The 18,037-nt window shown below is 45.0% G+C and carries 14 protein-coding genes; 1 reads left to right on the top strand and 13 read right to left on the bottom strand.

The window, feature by feature from the left end; translation table 11 throughout:
* Positions 1 to 109: 109 nt before the first annotated feature.
* The 10 genes from uvrA to secA all read right to left on the bottom strand — a co-directional run bounded on the left by uvrA (position 110) and on the right by secA (position 13,997).
* Entirely contained in the window at positions 110 to 2,944 is a 2,835-nt protein-coding gene (gene uvrA / locus BM049_RS06255; RefSeq protein ID WP_091529552.1) for an excinuclease ABC subunit UvrA, read from the bottom strand.
* Positions 2,945 to 3,106: 162 nt separating this feature from the next.
* Entirely contained in the window at positions 3,107 to 3,772 is a 666-nt protein-coding gene (locus tag BM049_RS06260; RefSeq protein WP_091529554.1) for an HD domain-containing protein, read from the bottom strand.
* A 58-nt stretch (positions 3,773 to 3,830) separates the two neighbouring features.
* Positions 3,831 to 4,967: a cation transporter gene (locus BM049_RS06265; protein WP_091529555.1), complete on the bottom strand. Its 1,137-nt coding sequence runs from the start codon at positions 4,965 to 4,967 to the stop codon at positions 3,831 to 3,833.
* A gap of 1 nt (position 4,968) precedes the next feature.
* Complete coding sequence (locus BM049_RS06270; RefSeq protein WP_281242194.1) at positions 4,969 to 5,262, bottom strand: ArsR/SmtB family transcription factor; 294 nt, start codon at positions 5,260 to 5,262, stop codon at positions 4,969 to 4,971.
* 146 nt (positions 5,263 to 5,408) lie between these two features.
* Positions 5,409 to 6,614, bottom strand: a complete 1,206-nt coding sequence (locus BM049_RS06275; protein ID WP_091529557.1) for a PDZ domain-containing protein — start codon at positions 6,612 to 6,614, stop codon at positions 5,409 to 5,411.
* A gap of 115 nt (positions 6,615 to 6,729) precedes the next feature.
* Positions 6,730 to 7,806, bottom strand: a complete 1,077-nt coding sequence (locus tag BM049_RS06280) for a C40 family peptidase (RefSeq protein ID WP_177188613.1) — start codon at positions 7,804 to 7,806, stop codon at positions 6,730 to 6,732.
* Positions 7,807 to 7,948: 142 nt separating this feature from the next.
* The gene (ftsX, locus tag BM049_RS06285; protein WP_091529561.1) at positions 7,949 to 8,839 is read right to left on the bottom strand and encodes a permease-like cell division protein FtsX; all 891 of its coding nucleotides are present in this window, start codon (positions 8,837 to 8,839) and stop codon (positions 7,949 to 7,951) included.
* Positions 8,829 to 9,515, bottom strand: a complete 687-nt coding sequence (gene ftsE, locus BM049_RS06290) for a cell division ATP-binding protein FtsE (protein ID WP_091529563.1) — start codon at positions 9,513 to 9,515, stop codon at positions 8,829 to 8,831. Before ftsE ends, ftsX begins: the two co-directional genes overlap by 11 nt.
* 840 nt (positions 9,516 to 10,355) lie before the next feature.
* A protein-coding gene (gene prfB / locus BM049_RS06295; protein WP_177188614.1) for a peptide chain release factor 2 occupies positions 10,356 to 11,460 on the bottom strand; the annotation gives its coding sequence in 2 pieces (ribosomal slippage) (positions 10,356 to 11,396 and positions 11,398 to 11,460; 1,104 coding nt in all).
* A gap of 74 nt (positions 11,461 to 11,534) precedes the next feature.
* Positions 11,535 to 13,997 carry a preprotein translocase subunit SecA gene (gene secA, locus BM049_RS06300; RefSeq protein ID WP_091529566.1) on the bottom strand — a complete coding sequence of 821 codons (2,463 nt, stop codon included), beginning with the start codon at positions 13,995 to 13,997 and terminating at the stop codon, positions 11,535 to 11,537.
* Between the two features lie 224 nt (positions 13,998 to 14,221).
* Here secA and BM049_RS06305 point away from each other — a divergent pair, with 224 nt between their 5' ends.
* Entirely contained in the window at positions 14,222 to 14,842 is a 621-nt protein-coding gene (locus tag BM049_RS06305) for a histidine phosphatase family protein (protein ID WP_091529568.1), read from the top strand.
* A gap of 420 nt (positions 14,843 to 15,262) precedes the next feature.
* Here BM049_RS06305 and hpf read toward each other — a convergent pair whose 3' ends face one another.
* The 3 genes from hpf to BM049_RS06320 form a co-directional block, all read right to left on the bottom strand.
* A complete protein-coding gene (hpf, locus tag BM049_RS06310) occupies positions 15,263 to 15,829 on the bottom strand; it encodes a ribosome hibernation-promoting factor, HPF/YfiA family (RefSeq protein ID WP_091529570.1) in 567 nt (188 codons plus the stop codon).
* Positions 15,830 to 15,979: 150 nt separating this feature from the next.
* A complete protein-coding gene (locus BM049_RS11810) occupies positions 15,980 to 16,402 on the bottom strand; it encodes a ComF family protein (RefSeq protein ID WP_177188615.1) in 423 nt (140 codons plus the stop codon).
* A gap of 266 nt (positions 16,403 to 16,668) precedes the next feature.
* Positions 16,669 to 18,018 carry an ATP-dependent helicase ComFA gene (locus BM049_RS06320; RefSeq protein ID WP_091529573.1) on the bottom strand — a complete coding sequence of 450 codons (1,350 nt, stop codon included), beginning with the start codon at positions 18,016 to 18,018 and terminating at the stop codon, positions 16,669 to 16,671.
* Positions 18,019 to 18,037: the final 19 nt, after the last annotated feature.

The raw sequence follows: 18,037 nt of genomic DNA on the forward strand, positions 1-18,037 counted from the left end.
TCGTTCTATACTTATTATGCATCAACTCTTTTTAAATGTCATAGGACTTACGACTGATTTTTACGTATTAGCCGTTCGCATCATTCCTTCTGTCTCAGGAAGCCGCTTGTTATGCTGATTTATGCTTTTTCAAAATCTTGTTCAGGTAGTAGCCTGTATAGCTTTCTTCACATTCAGCAACTTCTTCCGGCGTTCCGGTCGTAATGATGGTACCCCCACCTTCGCCCCCTTCAGGACCGAGGTCAATGACATGATCAGCCACTTTGATGACATCCAGGTTGTGTTCGATGACGAGCACCGTATTCCCTGCTTCCACTAAGCGGTCAAGCACTTCGAGCAGGCGGGCGATATCATCGGCATGCAGTCCGGTCGTCGGCTCATCCAGGATATAAAAGTTATGACCATTCTGGCGCTTGTGCAGTTCACTGGCCAGTTTCATACGCTGGGCTTCCCCACCTGAAAGGGTAGTGGCCGGTTGACCGAGCGTCATGTATCCCAGTCCCACGTCAATGATCGTCTGCAGCTTCCGTTCGATTTTCGGAACATTGGAAAAGAAATCGACGGCTTCTTCTATAGTCATTGCCAGAACATCGGCAATATTTTTGCCTTTGTACTTGACTTCAAGCGTTTCAGAGTTATAACGTGTCCCGTGACACACTTCACACGGAACGTACACATCAGGAAGGAAATGCATTTCTATTTTCAATATACCGTCACCCTTACAGGCTTCGCACCTCCCACCTTTAACGTTGAAACTGAAACGGCCTTTCTTGTATCCGCGCATTTTCGCTTCATTCGTCTTGGCAAACAGATCCCTTACATCATCAAATACACTGGTGTATGTGGCCGGGTTACTTCTTGGGGTACGGCCGATCGGGCTCTGGTCGATATCGATCACTTTTTCCAGCTGTTCATATCCCTCAATCGACTTGAACTTTCCGGGACGCTTCTTCGATCGGCCGACTTCGCGGGCAAGGGCTTTATGGAGGATCTCGTTGATCAGCGAACTCTTTCCTGAACCTGAAACCCCTGTGACGGCAATAAAGCGGCCCAGAGGGAAGTCGACATCGATATTCTTGAGATTGTTTTCTTCTGCGCCTTTGACCGTGATGACCCCATCGTCATTTGTGCGTCTGGTCTCCGGTACAGGGATCTCTTTTTTTCCGGACAGGTAGGCTCCGGTGATCGAGTCAGGATTGGATTCGATGTCCGCAGGCGAGCCGGCAGCGACGACTTGCCCCCCCTTTTCTCCAGCACCCGGACCGATATCCACAATATAGTCTGCCGCACGCATCGTATCTTCATCATGTTCCACAACGATAAGCGTATTGCCCAGATCCCTCATTTTTTTCAATGAATCGATCAGACGATTGTTGTCTCTCTGGTGCAGTCCGATAGAAGGCTCATCCAGAATATATAAGACACCGGAAAGGTTTGAACCGATCTGCGTGGCCAGTCGTATCCGCTGGGCCTCTCCCCCTGACAGCGTTCCTGCTTTACGGTTCAGTGTAAGATAATCCAGGCCCACGTTTCTTAAGAAAGAAAGCCGGTCATTGATTTCTTTCCTAATCGGTTTAGCGATCGCTGTATCGTTGGCTGAAAGATCCAGGGATTCAAAAAACGCTTTGGCATTCTCAATGGACAGCTGACTGACCTCACCTAGATCCCGGCCTTCGATTTTCACGGCCAGTGCTTCCCTGTTCAGCCGTTTGCCGTGACAGACATGGCATTCGAGCTCAGTCATATACTGCTGCATCACTCTGCGCGTGTAGTCACTGTTTGTTTCATGGTAGCGTCTGTTCACATTGGGAATCACACCTTCAAAAGGGATCATGGTGTCTCGGACACTTCCGAAATCATTTTTATAGTGAAAGTGGAACTTTTTCTTTTTCGATCCATGTAATACGATATTCCGGTGTTTTTTAGGCAGATCCTTAAAAGGGACAGTCGTATCGATGCCGAAAGCTTCACACGCCTGTGAGAGCATCTGCGGATAGTAGCTCGAACTGATCGGCTGCCACGGGAGCAGCGCTCCGTCATCCAACGAAAGGGTCTTGTCAGGAACCACTAAATCGATATCCACTTCCAGTTTCGTTCCCAGCCCGTCACACTCCGGACAGGCTCCAAACGGTGCATTGAAGGAGAACAGACGCGGTTCCAGAGGCGGCAGTGTAAAGCCGCACGCCGGACAGGCATGGTGCTCACTGAACAACACTTCTTCTTCACCGATAATGTCTGCTATGACATAGCCTTCTCCCAGTTGCAGGGCCGCTTCTAATGAATCGAACAGCCGCGTGCGGATGCCTTCTTTTATAGCGATTCGGTCTATGATGACATCGATCGAATGATTGAGATTTTTATCCAGCTCGATTTCCTCATCGATATCGACGAGTTCTCCATCGATTCTCATTCTCACATATCCTTCGCTCTTGATCTTTTCGAGTACTTTTTTATGCTGCCCCTTTTTTTCTTTCACAACAGGGGCAAGGATCTGGAGACGGGTTTTTTCCGGGTATTCCAGAATCCGGTTGACCATCTGTTCGATAGACTGACTTGAAATCACTGTCCCGTCATTCGGACAGATCGGTGTCCCGATCCTGGCATACATGAGTCTTAAAAAGTCATTGATTTCGGTCACGGTCCCGACAGTGGAACGCGGGTTGTTGCTCGTTGTTTTCTGATCGATGGAAATGGCCGGGCTGAGGCCTTCGATACTATCCACATCCGGTTTATCCATCTGACCCAGAAACTGTCTGGCATAAGAAGACAAAGATTCCACATACCGACGCTGTCCTTCAGCGTAGAGGGTATCAAAGGCCAGCGAACTTTTCCCTGAACCGGATAATCCCGTCATAACGACCAGTTTGTCTCTTGGAATTGTTATATCAATATTTTTCAGGTTGTGGGACCGTGCCCCACGCACCTCGATTTTATCATTAGCCATGCTTTCATCCTACCTTTGTTATTCATCTTTTCCGTTCATGAGCTCTTACTCATATTGTAAAGTTTTTGGTTTAGTTATGCGACTATTAGACTTCCACTGACTGTCAAAAGAGAGGAAAGAGTCGCGACTCTTTCCTCTCTTCCATCCTGTATTTTACCATATTCATTCGTCTATTGCGAATGTCTGTTCTATTTTATGAACCTTCAAGATTCCCTGGGTGATTTTCTCCAGTTCAGACTGATTGGTAAATTCTCCTCTTAATAAATCCGGCAGGATCTCTGCCAGAAAATACTGGACGCTTTTCATTTCCTTAAACTTCAGAATGGTATCTAACGATTCCCGGTAAATTTCATTGAACAAAGGCTCCGGGTTCCCTTTTTGTATTTCTCCGAAAGACTCGTAAAGAAGATCGACCTTGTCAGCTACTGACAGGATTTTGCCCTCAAGACTTTCATCTTTGCCTTCTTTCAGACGTTCATGATAGATGGCTTGAAATTCTTCGGGAAACTCCTGTTTTATGAAATGATGGGTCATGGACTCTTCCACATGTGCCAGCCGGTCACGCAGATCGGGATCGGCGTACTTTACAGGTGTTTTGATGTCGCCGATAAATATTTCAGCATAATCATGATTCAGCGCTTTTTCATACAAGGCCTGCCAGTTTACTTCATTGCCCCGGTTTTCTTCGACGGTCCCTAAAAATTGAGCAACTTTTGTCACTTTAAATGAATGCTCTGCGACAGAATGTTCTTCATACTTGAACTTCCCCGGACAGCGGTATATTTTCTCCAGATCACTCAAACTTTTGAAGTATTCATGTATCCCCATCTTGCTCTCCCCTTTTAATTTAAAGTTACCTTATACTATCAAACTTCACTTCCAGTTTTCAACTTTTAATTTTCATCAGTGTTTTTCCTGGATCATAGACGACCTCTATAGTGGAATGATGTACAGCATAATCTGAAAGATCGTCTCTGATCTTATCCTTGATCGTTTCCATGTCGTCCATTCCCTCTAAGGAAGTACTCACCGTAACAGTCATCGCATGTTCTTTTCCGTCTATGGACCAGACATGCAGATGCGAAACATTCGTTACGCCTTTGATAGAAAGGATCGCCTCTTCGATTTTTTCTCTTGATAAATTTTTGGGCGTGGCTTCCAGGAAAATCTCAATGGTCTCTTTGAACAACGGCCAGGTTTTATAAATAATAAAGGAGGCTATCCCGATTGACAGGAGCGGATCCAGAATATTCCAGTCTGTATAGTTTAAAATAATACTCACTGTCAATACCCCTATCCACCCTAACACATCTTCCATCATATGAAGGTTGAGCAGAGACTCGTTATGTGATTCTCCCCGGCTCATCAACCAGGCAGAGAACCCGTTAGCAGCGATAGCGAATAGCGAGAGCCAGAACATGCCTTCATGATTCACTTCTACCGGATCGAGAAGTCGCGGCACTGCCGTAACCAGGATAACGGCCGAACCGCCCAGTAGGATCACTGCCGTCACTAAAGCCCCTAACAAGGAAAAACGCTGATGGCCGAAACTGTACTGGTCATTTGCTTCTTTGGTAGATATCCTTTCAAAATAGGTAGCCAGACCGATAGAGAGCGCATCCCCCAGGTCATGTACAGCATCAGTCATGATGGCGATACTATTGAAAAGGAGACCAAAGACAAATTCAATAGCGGAAAAAGTCAGATTGACTCCAAAAACGATCAGCATTTTTTTTGACGATTCCTGACTCATCATCGACTGCATACCGTGGTGGTGACTATGGTGGTGAGAATGTTCACTATCACTCTTCTCTGCTCTCTCCTCCAAGGGTTTTAAAGTGATTTTTTCGAATTCCAGTACTTTCTTTATCTTTTCCATATCAGCATCTGTTTCATCCACTGTCAACATACTCATATCGTAATCGATTTTTACCTTTGATCGCCCTGTGAACTGATTCAGTTCCTTTTCCAGATCATCTGAGCAGTTACTGCAGTGAAGACCCTTCAATGTGTAGTCTGTCAACCTAATCCCTCTTTTCTTGTACGTGAGACGTTACTTGACTGATCAGTTCCCGAACATGGTCGTCGCTGATCGAATAGATCCGTGTTTTGCCTTCTCTTCGTGACTTCACCAGTCGCGCCGATTTTAATATCTTCAGTTGATGCGAGACAGTCGATTGCTCCAAATTAAGTGTCCGGGCTATAGTATTCACATTCATCTCTGCTAGTGAAAGCTGATAAACGATCGTTAAGCGCGTCGAGTCACTTAATGCTTTAAATAACAGCGATGCGTTTTCCAAAGTATCTTTATCGATCATACTGCTTTTCTCCTTATCATATGTATTTATGTTCATATGTTTATATGTACATAATAACATGCCAGTGACTATAATAAAAGCCCCAGACGAAATCATCCGGGAAGAATTAATCTTCCAGTGATTTCATCTGAGGCAGCTCTATTTATTCAGTAATTAATGTCTTCAAGTGTAACAAGCCCCAAGTCATGAGAGTCTTCCTCGTAAATAGGGGTTTCGGTTATGACTAGTTCACCATCGAGACGTTTCACTTTGAGTTTGCTATAGGAGCGATTATTGAATAAGGATTCTGTGAGATTTTCTGTTGTTGACAAGGGCATCTGATTGGATTCCACCAGTACATCACCGACCTCCAGAGACATTCTTTCTGCCGGACTGTTCGGTCTTACTGCGACGACTCTGAGACCGTCCTGGTCAGGACCGAATTTAAATGCCCATTTCCTTTCACGCTGTCTATGTCTATACATCACATAGATACCGCCGACCAGCAGGACAAGCAGAGCTGCTGCACTCATTTCTTCGATCCAGAAAGTCAAAGCGAATAACACGATACTGAATACACTCAGTACTGAAAACTCTCTAAGTAATGCCTGCTTCGCTTCAGACGGAAGTTGCGCCTGAACGGTATATCTAAATCCTAAGAGGACCGGGATAATCAGAATGGAGTACGTCTGACTTCCAATAGAAAAAACAGGCCACCAGTCGAAAAGAGCCGTGAAGGTATCGCCTGGGACAACCACGGCTAAAGGCATCAGCCATAAGGGTGTCATACGGTACCGGGCAACCAGTTTCCCTCTCTTCGTTTTTAAGAACCTTGGAACGAACTGATTCATATTTCCTTTATAAAGCACGCCGATCGTACTGATGAGAATAAAGACTGTAAACAGATAGATGATCTGGACACTCTCGTAACTCATAGTCGACTGACTGACGATCGGACTGTTCCATCGGTCCAATATCTGCCCGAACAATGAGGCATCAGTAAGGAACATATTCAATAACAGGACAGTTAACCCTGACGCACTGAATGTGAAAACAGGATGGATGAACCGGTAGCCTAACCCGAGAAAAAGGATGGTCACGATCTGATAAATGATCATCCAGTCGATCGTCACCGGCATACCGATAAAAATCGACAGCAGGGAAAGAACGGCACCGGGAACAAGCCCCCATGTAAAGAATCGTTTCATTTCAAAGTTTTCTTTATAAATGGTTGTTCGAAGCTTGCTTCTTGAATATTTAAATCGTCTGGTTTTCGATAAAATCGCTAACACAACACCGATTATAAACGTCGGCTGCAGTACAAATAATAAAAGTGCAAGTAAACTATTTTGAAGCAGTGTCATAGTGTTCATCCCTTCGACTCATAATTAATCTCATTTTATCATATTGAGACGCAACTTACTGTGCTTATAGAAAAAAACTCCTTAGGTGAGCCTGTCGATTCACTTAAGGAGTTACTAATTTAAATTAAGGACGTCCAAAACCGGCCACGTAGCGTGACCAGTAGCCTGTCGTGAACGAAGCAACAGCTACTCCCGTTGAGGTCTGCGCCCCAATGAATTTACCGCCACCTAAATAGATACCGACATGATCGATGTATCCTGACTGATTGAAAAAGATCAAGTCGCCGGGTCTAGCCTCCGACTGGGCCAAGCGTCGGCTCGCACCAAACTGAGCAGCTGCCGTTCGGGGAATACTTTCCCCGGCTTTTCGCAGCGCGAACTGAGTAAAGCCTGAACAGTCAAAACCTGAAGTTGTCGAACCGCCATAAGAATAGCGTACGCCGGTCAAACTATGCGCAGCCCTTACAATGGCGCCTGATGCGGGATCGTTATTCTGGCTTGACGAGGATGATACTGTTTCATCTGTCCCACCTGAGACGGAATCAGTCACGGATTCAGCCGAACGGGCGGAGGTACGGGCTGTCTGAAGAGCCTGCAAACGACGCTCACTCCTCTGCTGCTGTGCAAGATAAGCGGCTCGTTCTTCTTCGACTACGGACTTTTCAGCGGCAATAGCAGCAACTAGACTCTCTTGCTCCAGTCGCTTCTCATCCAGTTCTGCTTTCTTCGTTTCCAGTTCTGCAGCCAGCAGCAGCTGTTCTTCCTTTATCTCAATAGTGCGCTGTTCTTTCTTTCTGACTTCTTCCTGATCTTCTATCTGGCTGGTCATCAATTCATGGTTGGCAGAAAACAAGGTGTTGACGACGCCTAATCGTGCCAGTATGTCCGACAGTGATTCCGCTTCTATCAGAAAGTTCAGTATTTCAGATGAGCGTCCCGACACTTGTACTGACCTTATCTGAGCTTTTAATCTGGTTTCTCTTTGACTGATATGATGAGACAGGACCGCTATCTCTTCTTGTATCCGTTCTAACCCACGGACCGTTTCTTCCATATCATCGACCAACTTTTCAGCCTCTGCTTCTGTTTCTTCAATGACTGTAACGATCGAGGCCAATTCTTCCTGTGCATTTTCTTCACGAGACTCCAGCTCTGTCATCTTTTCTGTATACTCTGCTTCAGAAGGCGTTGCTTCAATCACAGCTGGAGCGACTCCTAATATAATCAAACCTGTGATACTTGTCATAACCCATTTAGATATTGTCTGCTTTCCCACGACTGCGTTCCTCTTCTCTGCTATTGTCTTTAATATGTATAAAAGAGGGACCATGTCCCTCTTTTTGTTAAACTTTTAAGAATTTTCGGATAGATAATGATGAACCGATACTTCCAATGACCACGCCGATAGTTAAAAGCAAGGCGACGATCTGAATCAGGAACGGGTTAGGCGGAAGCAGACCGAAGTAAGTTCCGGACAGATAACCCATCAATGTATCAAATCCACTTAGATACAGATACGAAATGATCGATACCGGGATAAGGGCACCGACAAATCCGATCAGCGCGCCTTCAATAAGGAAGGGCCATCTAATGAACCAGTTTGTTGCTCCAACGAGTTTCATTATCTCGATCTCTGTTCTTCTGGAAAAAATCGTGATCCGTATCGTGTTGGAGATCAGGAATACGGCGGTAAATATCAGTGCAATAATGATCACTGCTCCGATGTTCCTTACAGTTTCCATGATTTCAAACAGACGGTCAGCTTCTGCACCACCATAATTGACATCATCCACGACTGGTCCGATCGCTGCTGCCTCTTCAGCCACTTCTGCGGTGAATTCCGGGGCAGCCGTATTCAAAATAAAGACATCATGAAGCGGATTATCGTCACCCTCGAACAAACCAAATTCTTCACCATAACTACCCATTACATTCTCCAGCTCATCTTCTCTGCTGGAGAATTCGATTTCTTCAATGTTTTCGATTTCTTCAAGGTCGCTCCTCAAAGCTTCCCGTTCCTCTTCTTCTGTCCCTGTTGCCACATAAACTCTGACACTGACGTCTTCTTCCACGTCTGATGCCAGTTTGTTCACGTTCATCAAGAGTGCGATCAGGCTGCCTACAAGTAGTAACGTGATAGCTACGGCACTGACAGCGGCAAACGTCATCCATCCATTACGAATGATACTTTTAAAGGATTCTTTGATATGTCTTCCAGCAGTTCTAATTTTCATAACCGTACTCCCCTCTTTCCTGATCACGGGCTATGCGTCCATTTTCAACAGCCAGTACACGATGTCTTACGCGGTTAACGATTTCACTGTTGTGTGTGGCCATAATGATCGTTGTTCCCTGATTATTGATTTCTTCAAGCAGGTCCATGATACCCCAAGCCGTTTCCGGATCCAGGTTACCTGTGGGTTCATCAGCAATGAGTACGCGCGGCATATTGGCTATCGCTCTGGCTATAGCCACACGCTGCTGTTCTCCGCCGGACAGCTCATTAGGAAACATGCGGGCTTTATGTTTCAAGCCGACCAGGTCCAGAACTTCCAGTGATCTTTTCTGGATCTGTTTAGGGTTTCTATTTACGACCTGCATGGCATATGCGACGTTTTCAAATACTGTTAAACGCGGAAGCAGTTTGAAATCCTGGAAAACCACACCGACGTGTCTTCGAAGATATGGAATTTTCTTGTTCTTTAAATTCATCAAATCAAATTCGCCGACTTTAACTGTCCCTTTAGTAGGCATTTCTTCACGGTAGATCATTTTAATAAAAGTCGATTTACCTGCACCACTTGGACCAACGACATATACGAATTCTCCCTGATCGATCGTGACGTCCAACCCATTGATAGCTGTGATGCCATTGGGATATTTTTTATAGACATTTTTCATCTCTATCATTAAATATATCACCTATCTATTTTTTATTTTATTTCACGCTGGTAAGCAATCTATAATGCATTTCACTTGCTTTTTGTAACCTTACTTAGTATATCATCATTTTATCAGATGTCTGTTTTAATAAAATTACAATTCTGTTTCAAAGCCCGACTCTGTTTTTCAGCTGATTTATACAAATTATTATATGGATAATTTACTGCGCGGACTCTAATTAACGCTCAAATCGTTATAATAACAGTCGGTATCCTCCACATCTCTTCAGATATTTTCATCTATAATAATGCTGCAGAGTCTTTTGTTGAATATTACAGACTTCCGCACAGACCCTTTGTCTATGTCTGAAATGTGACGGAATGTGATTTCCTTCTCAAAAATAATTTTCGTGCTGACGTTATATATTTTTCTACTGTTCATTGATTACAGGAATACTTGATCGACTTGATCTATAGTTGAAGATTTCCATCCGATTTGTGCCGATAGAGTTTAACGGCATTTTCAGTCGCTTTATATTCAGGAAGGTGTTCTGATCCCGTTTAGCGTTTTGTTTCAGCCTTCATGCATTCAGTTCAGTAAATTGTGCCATTAACGTTTCGTCTGTGAAATACTTAAGTTTCTCAAAAGCATCGACCTCTATAGAAAGCGGCCTGTTCCGTTTCACTTTATTTCAGCGGTTCCGGGCTAAACGCAGGAAAGAGGCTGGGGCCTTTTTGTCCCAACCTCTTTCAACTTTTTTTGAAAGCGTATAGTAATAAGTCTGTTTCTACCCTTAAGCTCCGATGGTCAAGGTCCAATGAGTTTAACACAGGACGCCCGAGCGTTCACTCTGAACTCGTGAAGGAACTAACGGTTCATCGTCAATCTTAAATAGGCATCGATGAACGGATCGATATCCCCGTCCATGACTGCATCCACATTACCTGTCTCTTCATCTGTCCGGTGGTCTTTGACCATGGAGTAAGGATGAAACACATAGGATCTGATTTGCGATCCCCAGCCGATTTCTTTCTGTTCACCTCTGATTTCAGCCATTTCCCGTTCTTTCTCTTCGAGTTCTTTCTGATATAGTTTAGCTTTCATCATATTCATTGCCTGCTCTTTATTTGCTGTCTGCGATCGGCCGGCTTGACTGGAAGTCACGAGTCCGGTTTCTTTGTGTGTGATACGCACAGCGGAATCTGTTTTGTTGACATGCTGTCCGCCGGCGCCGCTTGCACGGAACGTATCGACACGGATATCGTCAGGATTGATTTCAATATCGATCTCATCGTTGATCTCAGGGATCACATCGATGGAGACAAATGAGGTGTGACGTCTGCCGCTGGAATCGAAAGGCGAGATACGCACCAGACGATGTACTCCTTTTTCCGCCTTCAGCAATCCATAAGCATTCGTTCCTTTGACCAGTAGGGTGACGCTCTTGATCCCTGCCTCGTCCCCGCTCTGATAATCCAATACTTCATAAGAGAAGCCTCTTTTTTCTATCCATCGGGTATACATGCGGTAGAGCATTTCACCCCAGTCCTGAGATTCTGTCCCACCGGCACCTGGATGCAGTTCTACGATTGCATTATTTTTATCGTAGGGTTCGCTCAAGAGCATATCCAGCTCAAACTGACTGATCGTCTGATCAAGCTCAGATATATTTGCTTCAATTTCAGCACGAACATCTTCATCCTCTTCATCCCGCAGCATATCAAGCAGAATGACCGTCTCTTCAATTATTTCTTCCATTTTATTGAATGTCTGATAGACACCTTTTTTTTCATTGGCTTCTTGAATGATTTTCTGAGCCTTTTCCTGATTATCCCAGAAAGTGGGATCAGCCATCATATGATCGAATTCAGCAATGTCTGTTTCCAGTTTTTCTAAGTCAAAGAGACCCCCTAAAGTCTTCAACTTTTATTCTTGCTTCATTTAATTTATTGGTTATTTCATTTAATTCCATATTGATCCTCCATTTTACATAGCCGAAAAGGAACAGATAAACTATCCGTTCCTTTTTTCGGGTTATTATTATCATTATCCCATGCGTGTATGTGTCTCTTCGTCATGAGAAAATGTTGGTTTTTCTGACTTGCGTTTCACTTGTTTTTTATCACTGCTTGGTGTAGCCTGCTCACGTTGCAGGTTCTGTCTGATCTGAGATTTCATCAACAGACGGGTAACATCGTGTTCAATCTCACCGATCATTTCCTCAAACAGCGTGAAGCCTTCCTGCTGGTATTCAGTCAGCGGGTTGAACTGGCCGTAGGAACGCAGGCCGATCCCCTGCCTTAGCTGATCCATCTGATCGATATGATCTGTCCATTTTCTATCTACGACACGCAGAACCACAACTTTTTCAAATTCAAGAACCTGTTCTTTCCCATTTAACTGAGATGTTTTCTCTTCATAATTGGCCAGTGACAAATCGACGAGAAGTTTTTCGATCTGATCGGCTGATTTGCCTTTAAGATCTTCAACGCTCAAGTCTTCCGGATGCACGAGTGTCGTATGCGCAAAGTCTTCGATATGCTCCAGATTCCATTTTGACGAATCTTCCTGCTGTGTATTCAGCTGGACATAACGCTGGATGGTACGCTTGATCATAGGTACCGTCACGTAATTCAGTGACTCTGTCTCCATAATGATTTCCTGACGCTGAGAATAGATCACTTCACGCTGTTCACGCATCACGTCATCATATTTGAGGACGTTTCGGCGGGTATCATAGTTGTTCCCCTCTACACGTTTCTGGGCAGACTCTACTTGCCGGCTGATCATACGGCTTTGGATAACAGCATCATCTTCAGCGATTTTAAGCTGTTCAAGAACCATTCGGATACGTTCGGAACCGAAGCGTTTCATCAAATCATCTTCCAGTGATAGGTAGAATTGAGAAACACCAGGGTCTCCCTGACGACCGGCTCGTCCTCTTAACTGATTATCGATACGTCTTGATTCATGACGTTCAGTTCCGATAACTGCCAGACCACCCAGCTCTTTCACTCCAGGGCCTAACTTGATATCAGTTCCACGACCAGCCATGTTCGTAGCGATCGTTACAGCTCCGGGCTGACCGGCATTGACGACGATTTCCGCTTCACGGAAGTTGTTTTTCGCATTCAGCACTTCATGAGGGATGCCTTCTTTTTTCAGCAGACCGCTGATCAGTTCGGACGTTTCGACAGCCACAGTCCCCACAAGGATCGGCTGGCCTTTGGCATGACGTTCTTTGATGTCCGTTACCACCGCATTGAATTTACTTTCAAGCGTCGGGTAAAGCAGATCATCACGGTCATCACGGATCAAAGGTCTGTTCGTTGGGATAGCAATAACGTTCATGTTGTAGATTTCTCTGAATTCTTCTTCTTCCGTTTTGGCTGTACCCGTCATTCCGGACAGTTTTTTATACATACGGAAATAGTTCTGGAAGGTGATCGTTGCCATCGTTTTGGATTCTTTCTGGATCTCGACGTTTTCTTTCGCTTCGATCGCCTGATGCAGTCCATCTGAATAGCGGCGGCCTTCCATGATACGGCCGGTAAACTGGTCAACGATTTTAACTGCGTTATCGTCGACGACATAGTCGATATCAAGAAGCATGATGTAGTTGGCACGCAGCGACTGGTCCAGGTGATGCACAAGAGCCTGGTTTCCGATATCATACAAGTTTGCAACGTGGAAAGTACGTTCTGCTTTTTCGATACCTTCTTCCGTCAAGGAAATCGATTTGGATGACAGATCGATCGTGTAGTCTTCTTCTTCTTTCAGACCTTTGACAAAGAAATCACAGCGTGTATAGAAGGACGTGGACTTATTGGCCTGTCCGGATATGATCAGCGGGGTACGGGCTTCGTCGATCAGAATAGAGTCGACCTCATCCAGGATCGCAAAGTTCAAAGGACGCTGAACCATCTGTTCTTTATAGACGACCATGTTATCTCTCAGGTAATCAAAACCTAATTCATTGTTCGTTGAGTAAGTGATGTCGCACAGATAGGCTTCTCTTTTCTCTGCAGATGTTTTCGAATTAAGGTTCAACCCAACAGTCAGACCCATCCATCTGTACAGTTCGCCCATCTCTTCTGCGTCACGTGTAGCCAGATAATCATTGACTGTAACAACGTGTGCGCCTTCGCCGGCGATAGCATTCAGATATACAGGCATCGTAGCTGTCAGGGTCTTCCCTTCACCTGTTTTCATCTCGGAAATATTGCCTTCGTGTAATGAAATCCCACCCATCAGCTGTACTCTAAATGGATACAGTCCAAGCACACGACGCGCCGCTTCTCTCACGGTAGCAAAAGCTTCAACAAGCATATCATCAAGTGTTTCACCTTCAGCATAGCGCTTTTTGAATTCTTCTGTTTTAGCTTTCAACTCATCATCTGTCAAAGCTTCCATTTCACTGCCTAGAGCTTCGATATTATCGGCAATTTTCCCATATCTTCTCAATACTTTTTTATCGTTTTCAAATATCCTCTTTAATAAGTGAGCCATGAATGTAAATCTCCTCTATTGTTTCATTTCTGCTACTATACTTCTCGAATTTCTCATACTGTATTATCATACCATTATTAAAGGTCAAATAAAAGGCCTCATAATACATATATACCGGAAGTGATCAGAACTCATTTCTCCTCACTGAAAGAAGCAGAAAGGGTTTCCAACTGAGAGGGATGTTGTGTTAAGATTAACTCATAATACTATCGAGGTGAACAGCGATGCAGCGCTTATTTTTTGTCCGACACGGGAAAACAGAATTGAATCTGGGGAATTATGTTCAAGGGGGAGGCATCGATTCTCCCTTGCTTGAAGAAAGTCTGAGAGATGCTGAAAAAACAGGGAAATACTTGAATACTGAACACATCGAGCACGTGATCGTCAGTCCACAGCAGCGCGCCGTACAAACCGCCGAACTGATCACGAATAAATTTACTTCTTCTTATACCGTAGACTTCGTTGAGGGGTTCAAAGAAATGATGTATGGGACCTGGGAAGGGCTGCGTATTTCAGATGTGGAGAAAAACTATCCGACCCTTTTTCATCATTTGAGGAACCAGCCGGAGTTATATGATCCAAAGGACATCAAGGGCGAGACATACGAACAACTGACAACCAGAGGCAGACAAACCATTCTGGACGCCGTTTCTGAGTATCCTGGTGAAGACATCCTCTTTGTGGGACACAGTATTCTGATCATGTGTACGGTGCTGTCTTTATTGGGGAAAGGTGTAGAGGATTACCGGTCGTTTACGCCATTGGATAACACCAGCATCACCCTCCTGCATTATGAAGACCAGCATTTCACTTTGGAAAAATGGAACAGCACGGAACACTTGTAAAAAGAAATTGGATGAATGCAGAAAAGCAACGAGACCGGGTTAGAAACTCCCGGTCTCGTTGCTTTTTTTAAATTCTTAAAGAACCAGAACATTCTTTTGCATTTTTCACTGCATGACAACCACTTCTCAGTGAATCACTGTATCAACTGATCACTAAAAGGGTATTGAGACTATTTTCTGGAAAATTGCGGTGTGAACTTGTCGCTAAATGGCTTTTGAGACAACTTCCTGAAAATCACTACCGCAACTGGTCGCTAAACCGCTTTTGAGACTACTTCTAATGAAAGGACGTCGTTGAACTGGTCACAATACTGCGGGATGAATGCTTTACCTTGACTAAACTCAGAAAAGAGAAGGCGGGACTTTTGTCCCACCTTCTCTTCTCACCTATCAGTAAAAATACCGCTGATTAATGACGGTCTAGTCTGTTTCGATCAATCCATATTTTCCGTCGTTACGTTTATAGACAATGCTTGTTCCATTAGTATCCGCGTCTTCAAAGATAAAGAAGTTGTGTCCAAGCATATCCATCTGCAGGACGGCTTCTTCTGCATCCATTGGCTTAAGGCTCAAACGTTTTGTTCGGACGATCGCTGCACTTAACTCTTCATCATCTTCTTCAATGTTCAGATCAGCCCACAAATCATTATCCACAGGCTGTGGTGCATCGACGCCTTGTGAACGGCGGTTTTTGCGGTTGATTTTTGTTTTATATTTTCTCATTTGACGTTCCAGTTTATCGACGACCAAATCGACGCTTCCATATAAATCTGGGGAAGTTTCCTCTGCACGTAAAACAACGTAGGGCAGCGGGATAGTGACTTCAACTTTCGCCGTTTTATCAGAGTAGGTTTTTAAATTAACATGTGCATTGGCTTCCGGCACATCGTTAAAATATTTCTCGATCTTTCCGACTTTCTTTTCTACGTACTCTCTTATGGCTTGAGTCACCTCAATGTTTTCTCCTCTAACATTGTATCTAAGCATAATGCTTCACCCTTCCAAATCTAGTATAGTCTCCATCATAACACAATGACCGAGGCCATCTCTAAGCAAAACTATTATGTTTGCTTAAGTTCAGTATACATGATAGCGTTTGCTTTCTCAATCAAAGCACACTTTTTCAAAGGACTAAAATCATCTGAACAATGAGAAGGTCTGGATGCGCCCCGGCAATGCGCTTTTCAGCGCGTCCGCTGCATGAAACAGTGTCCGGCCCGTTGTATATAAATCATCCACCAGAATGACTGAGGCACCTTCAAGTCTGGATACTGCAGGATATTCCAAGGTAAATGGCTGAGTCATGCGCAGTCTTTCCCGTCTGTTTTTTCTGGCCTGTTTCTCTCCTTCCCCTACGTTATTCAGAGCTTTCACATAAGGCAGCCCGGCGCTTTCCAGCAGCAGCTCTACCTGATTGAAGCCTCTCGCTGCCTGGCTCTGCTCAGTAATAGGGATCGGTACAAGAACAGAATGTTCCAGCACCGGCCTGAAATAGCCCTTCAGTTCATCGGCAAAGAGCAGGGAGAGTTCGCAGTCGCCCATGATCTTATACTTTTCCATGTAATCTCTCGCAAAGGCGTTATAATAAAATAGACTTTTATGCATGAACGGGTAGTCCGGATACCGTTCCTGCCAGTTCTGACAGTCTTCACACTGAGCTTTGTCCGAAATCTTACAGCACCTGGCACATTTTAGGGCGGAGTCAGCAACGGCCGCCAGAAGCCCGTTGCATAACCGGCATAAACGCTTTTCAGATGGTTTTTCGAAAAAAAGCTGAGAAAATGTCATCGGCATGTCGACCGTTCCCTGACACCACAGGCATCTGCTCATCTTATCAACCCTCGACGGCGTGCCAGGTGATTCATTCTTTTGATCTGTTTCACCGCCGCTTTCATCGCTTTCGTCCAGCCATGGTGATAAAAAGTGACCTTCCCATCTGGATGATTTTTTGACCGACCGGCTCTCCCTGCGATCTGCACTAAAGCGGCTTCAGTAAACACGGCATGATCCGCTTCCCAGACGAGGACATCGATGTTTTCAAACGTCACTCCTCGTTCCAGGATCGTTGTGGTCACAAGAAATATCAGTTCCCCGTCACGCATCTTCTTTACTTTTTCTTTACGCAGGATATCTCTGGAATGGACGCATTCAAAAGAAACTTCAGAGAAAATGCTCTTCAAGATCGGTTCCAGTTTTCCCATTAACGCTATGGTCGGCAGAAACAGGAGGAATGTCTGCTTCTGGTCGACTAGCTGCTGCATGTGTCGGATAAGCACTGTTTTTTCAGCCTGACTCTCATTCACTAAAGTACTCTTATGATACACGCCTTCGGGGACCGGCAAGGCAAAGCCGTGGTAGCGGGCAGGCAGAATCACGGCCTTTATCTCCCCGCTGCTAATCCGCTTCTGCATACACCTGTCCGGCGTAGCCGTCAAGTGTATCAGACAGGACGGTTTCCTGCGTGCCTTGTCTGCTGCAAAGAGAAGAGCCTGGTTCAGATGATAGGGGAATGCATCCACTTCATCGATGATCAGGACGTCGAAGGCATCATCGAACCGATAGAGTTGATGCGTCGTGGCGATGACAAGCTGCGTATACCTATAGCTCTCTTCTGCGCCACCGTATAAAACGGCAAGAGGCACATCAGGAAAGGCATCATGGATACGCGGCGCCAGTTCAAGACACACATCGACCCGGGGCGAGGCTATGCAGACACGCTTGTTGTCTTCAAGTGCCTCTTGAATGCCTCGAAACAGCATCTCTGTTTTTCCGGCTCCGGCGACCGCCCAGAGGATCGTTTCTGTGTAGGCGAGGATACTCTCAATAACCTGTGAGGATGCCTCACTCTGCTGAGCCGACAGCTGTCCTTCCCACTTCAGACACGGTTTGTCGAATGATACAAACTGACGGGGATCCGTCAGCGTGTATAACATAGCGCACTCTCTTACTTTCCCCAAACCGATGCATTCCCGACAATACAAACAGGTCCCTCCGCATGTGCAGGGATACCTCCTGCTCACCGTAGAAACTGAGGCACACCGGGCGCAGACTTTTTCGCCATTAACAGTGACAAATGCCGGGGCCTTTTTAAGCTTGCCAGTGATTTCTTCGGTCAGCTTAAAAGGCAGCTCTTCTTTCAGCAGACTTCGGCCGTAAAACAGTGAGTAATCGATCATATCCTTCATCCTTCTAAAA

It is taken from the genome of Alkalibacterium subtropicum (genome assembly GCF_900112455.1).
GTDB lineage: Bacteria > Bacillota > Bacilli > Lactobacillales > Carnobacteriaceae_A > Alkalibacterium > Alkalibacterium subtropicum.

Excerpts from the sequence above, each read along its gene's own strand:
- uvrA (WP_091529552.1), bottom strand. The coding sequence starts at position 2,944 with ATGGCTAATGATAAAATCGAGGTGCGTGGGGCACGGTCCCACAACCTG.
- BM049_RS06260 (WP_091529554.1), bottom strand. The coding sequence starts at position 3,772 with ATGGGGATACATGAATACTTCAAAAGTTTGAGTGATCTGGAGAAAATA.
- BM049_RS06270 (WP_281242194.1), bottom strand. The coding sequence starts at position 5,262 with ATGATCGATAAAGATACTTTGGAAAACGCATCGCTGTTATTTAAAGCA.
- BM049_RS06275 (WP_091529557.1), bottom strand. The coding sequence starts at position 6,614 with ATGAACACTATGACACTGCTTCAAAATAGTTTACTTGCACTTTTATTA.
- ftsX (WP_091529561.1), bottom strand. The coding sequence starts at position 8,839 with ATGAAAATTAGAACTGCTGGAAGACATATCAAAGAATCCTTTAAAAGT.
- ftsE (WP_091529563.1), bottom strand. The coding sequence starts at position 9,515 with ATGATAGAGATGAAAAATGTCTATAAAAAATATCCCAATGGCATCACA.
- secA (WP_091529566.1), bottom strand. The coding sequence starts at position 13,997 with ATGGCTCACTTATTAAAGAGGATATTTGAAAACGATAAAAAAGTATTG.
- BM049_RS06305 (WP_091529568.1), top strand. The coding sequence starts at position 14,222 with ATGCAGCGCTTATTTTTTGTCCGACACGGGAAAACAGAATTGAATCTG.
- hpf (WP_091529570.1), bottom strand. The coding sequence starts at position 15,829 with ATGCTTAGATACAATGTTAGAGGAGAAAACATTGAGGTGACTCAAGCC.
- BM049_RS11810 (WP_177188615.1), bottom strand. The coding sequence starts at position 16,402 with ATGGAAAAGTATAAGATCATGGGCGACTGCGAACTCTCCCTGCTCTTT.
- BM049_RS06320 (WP_091529573.1), bottom strand. The coding sequence starts at position 18,018 with ATGATCGATTACTCACTGTTTTACGGCCGAAGTCTGCTGAAAGAAGAG.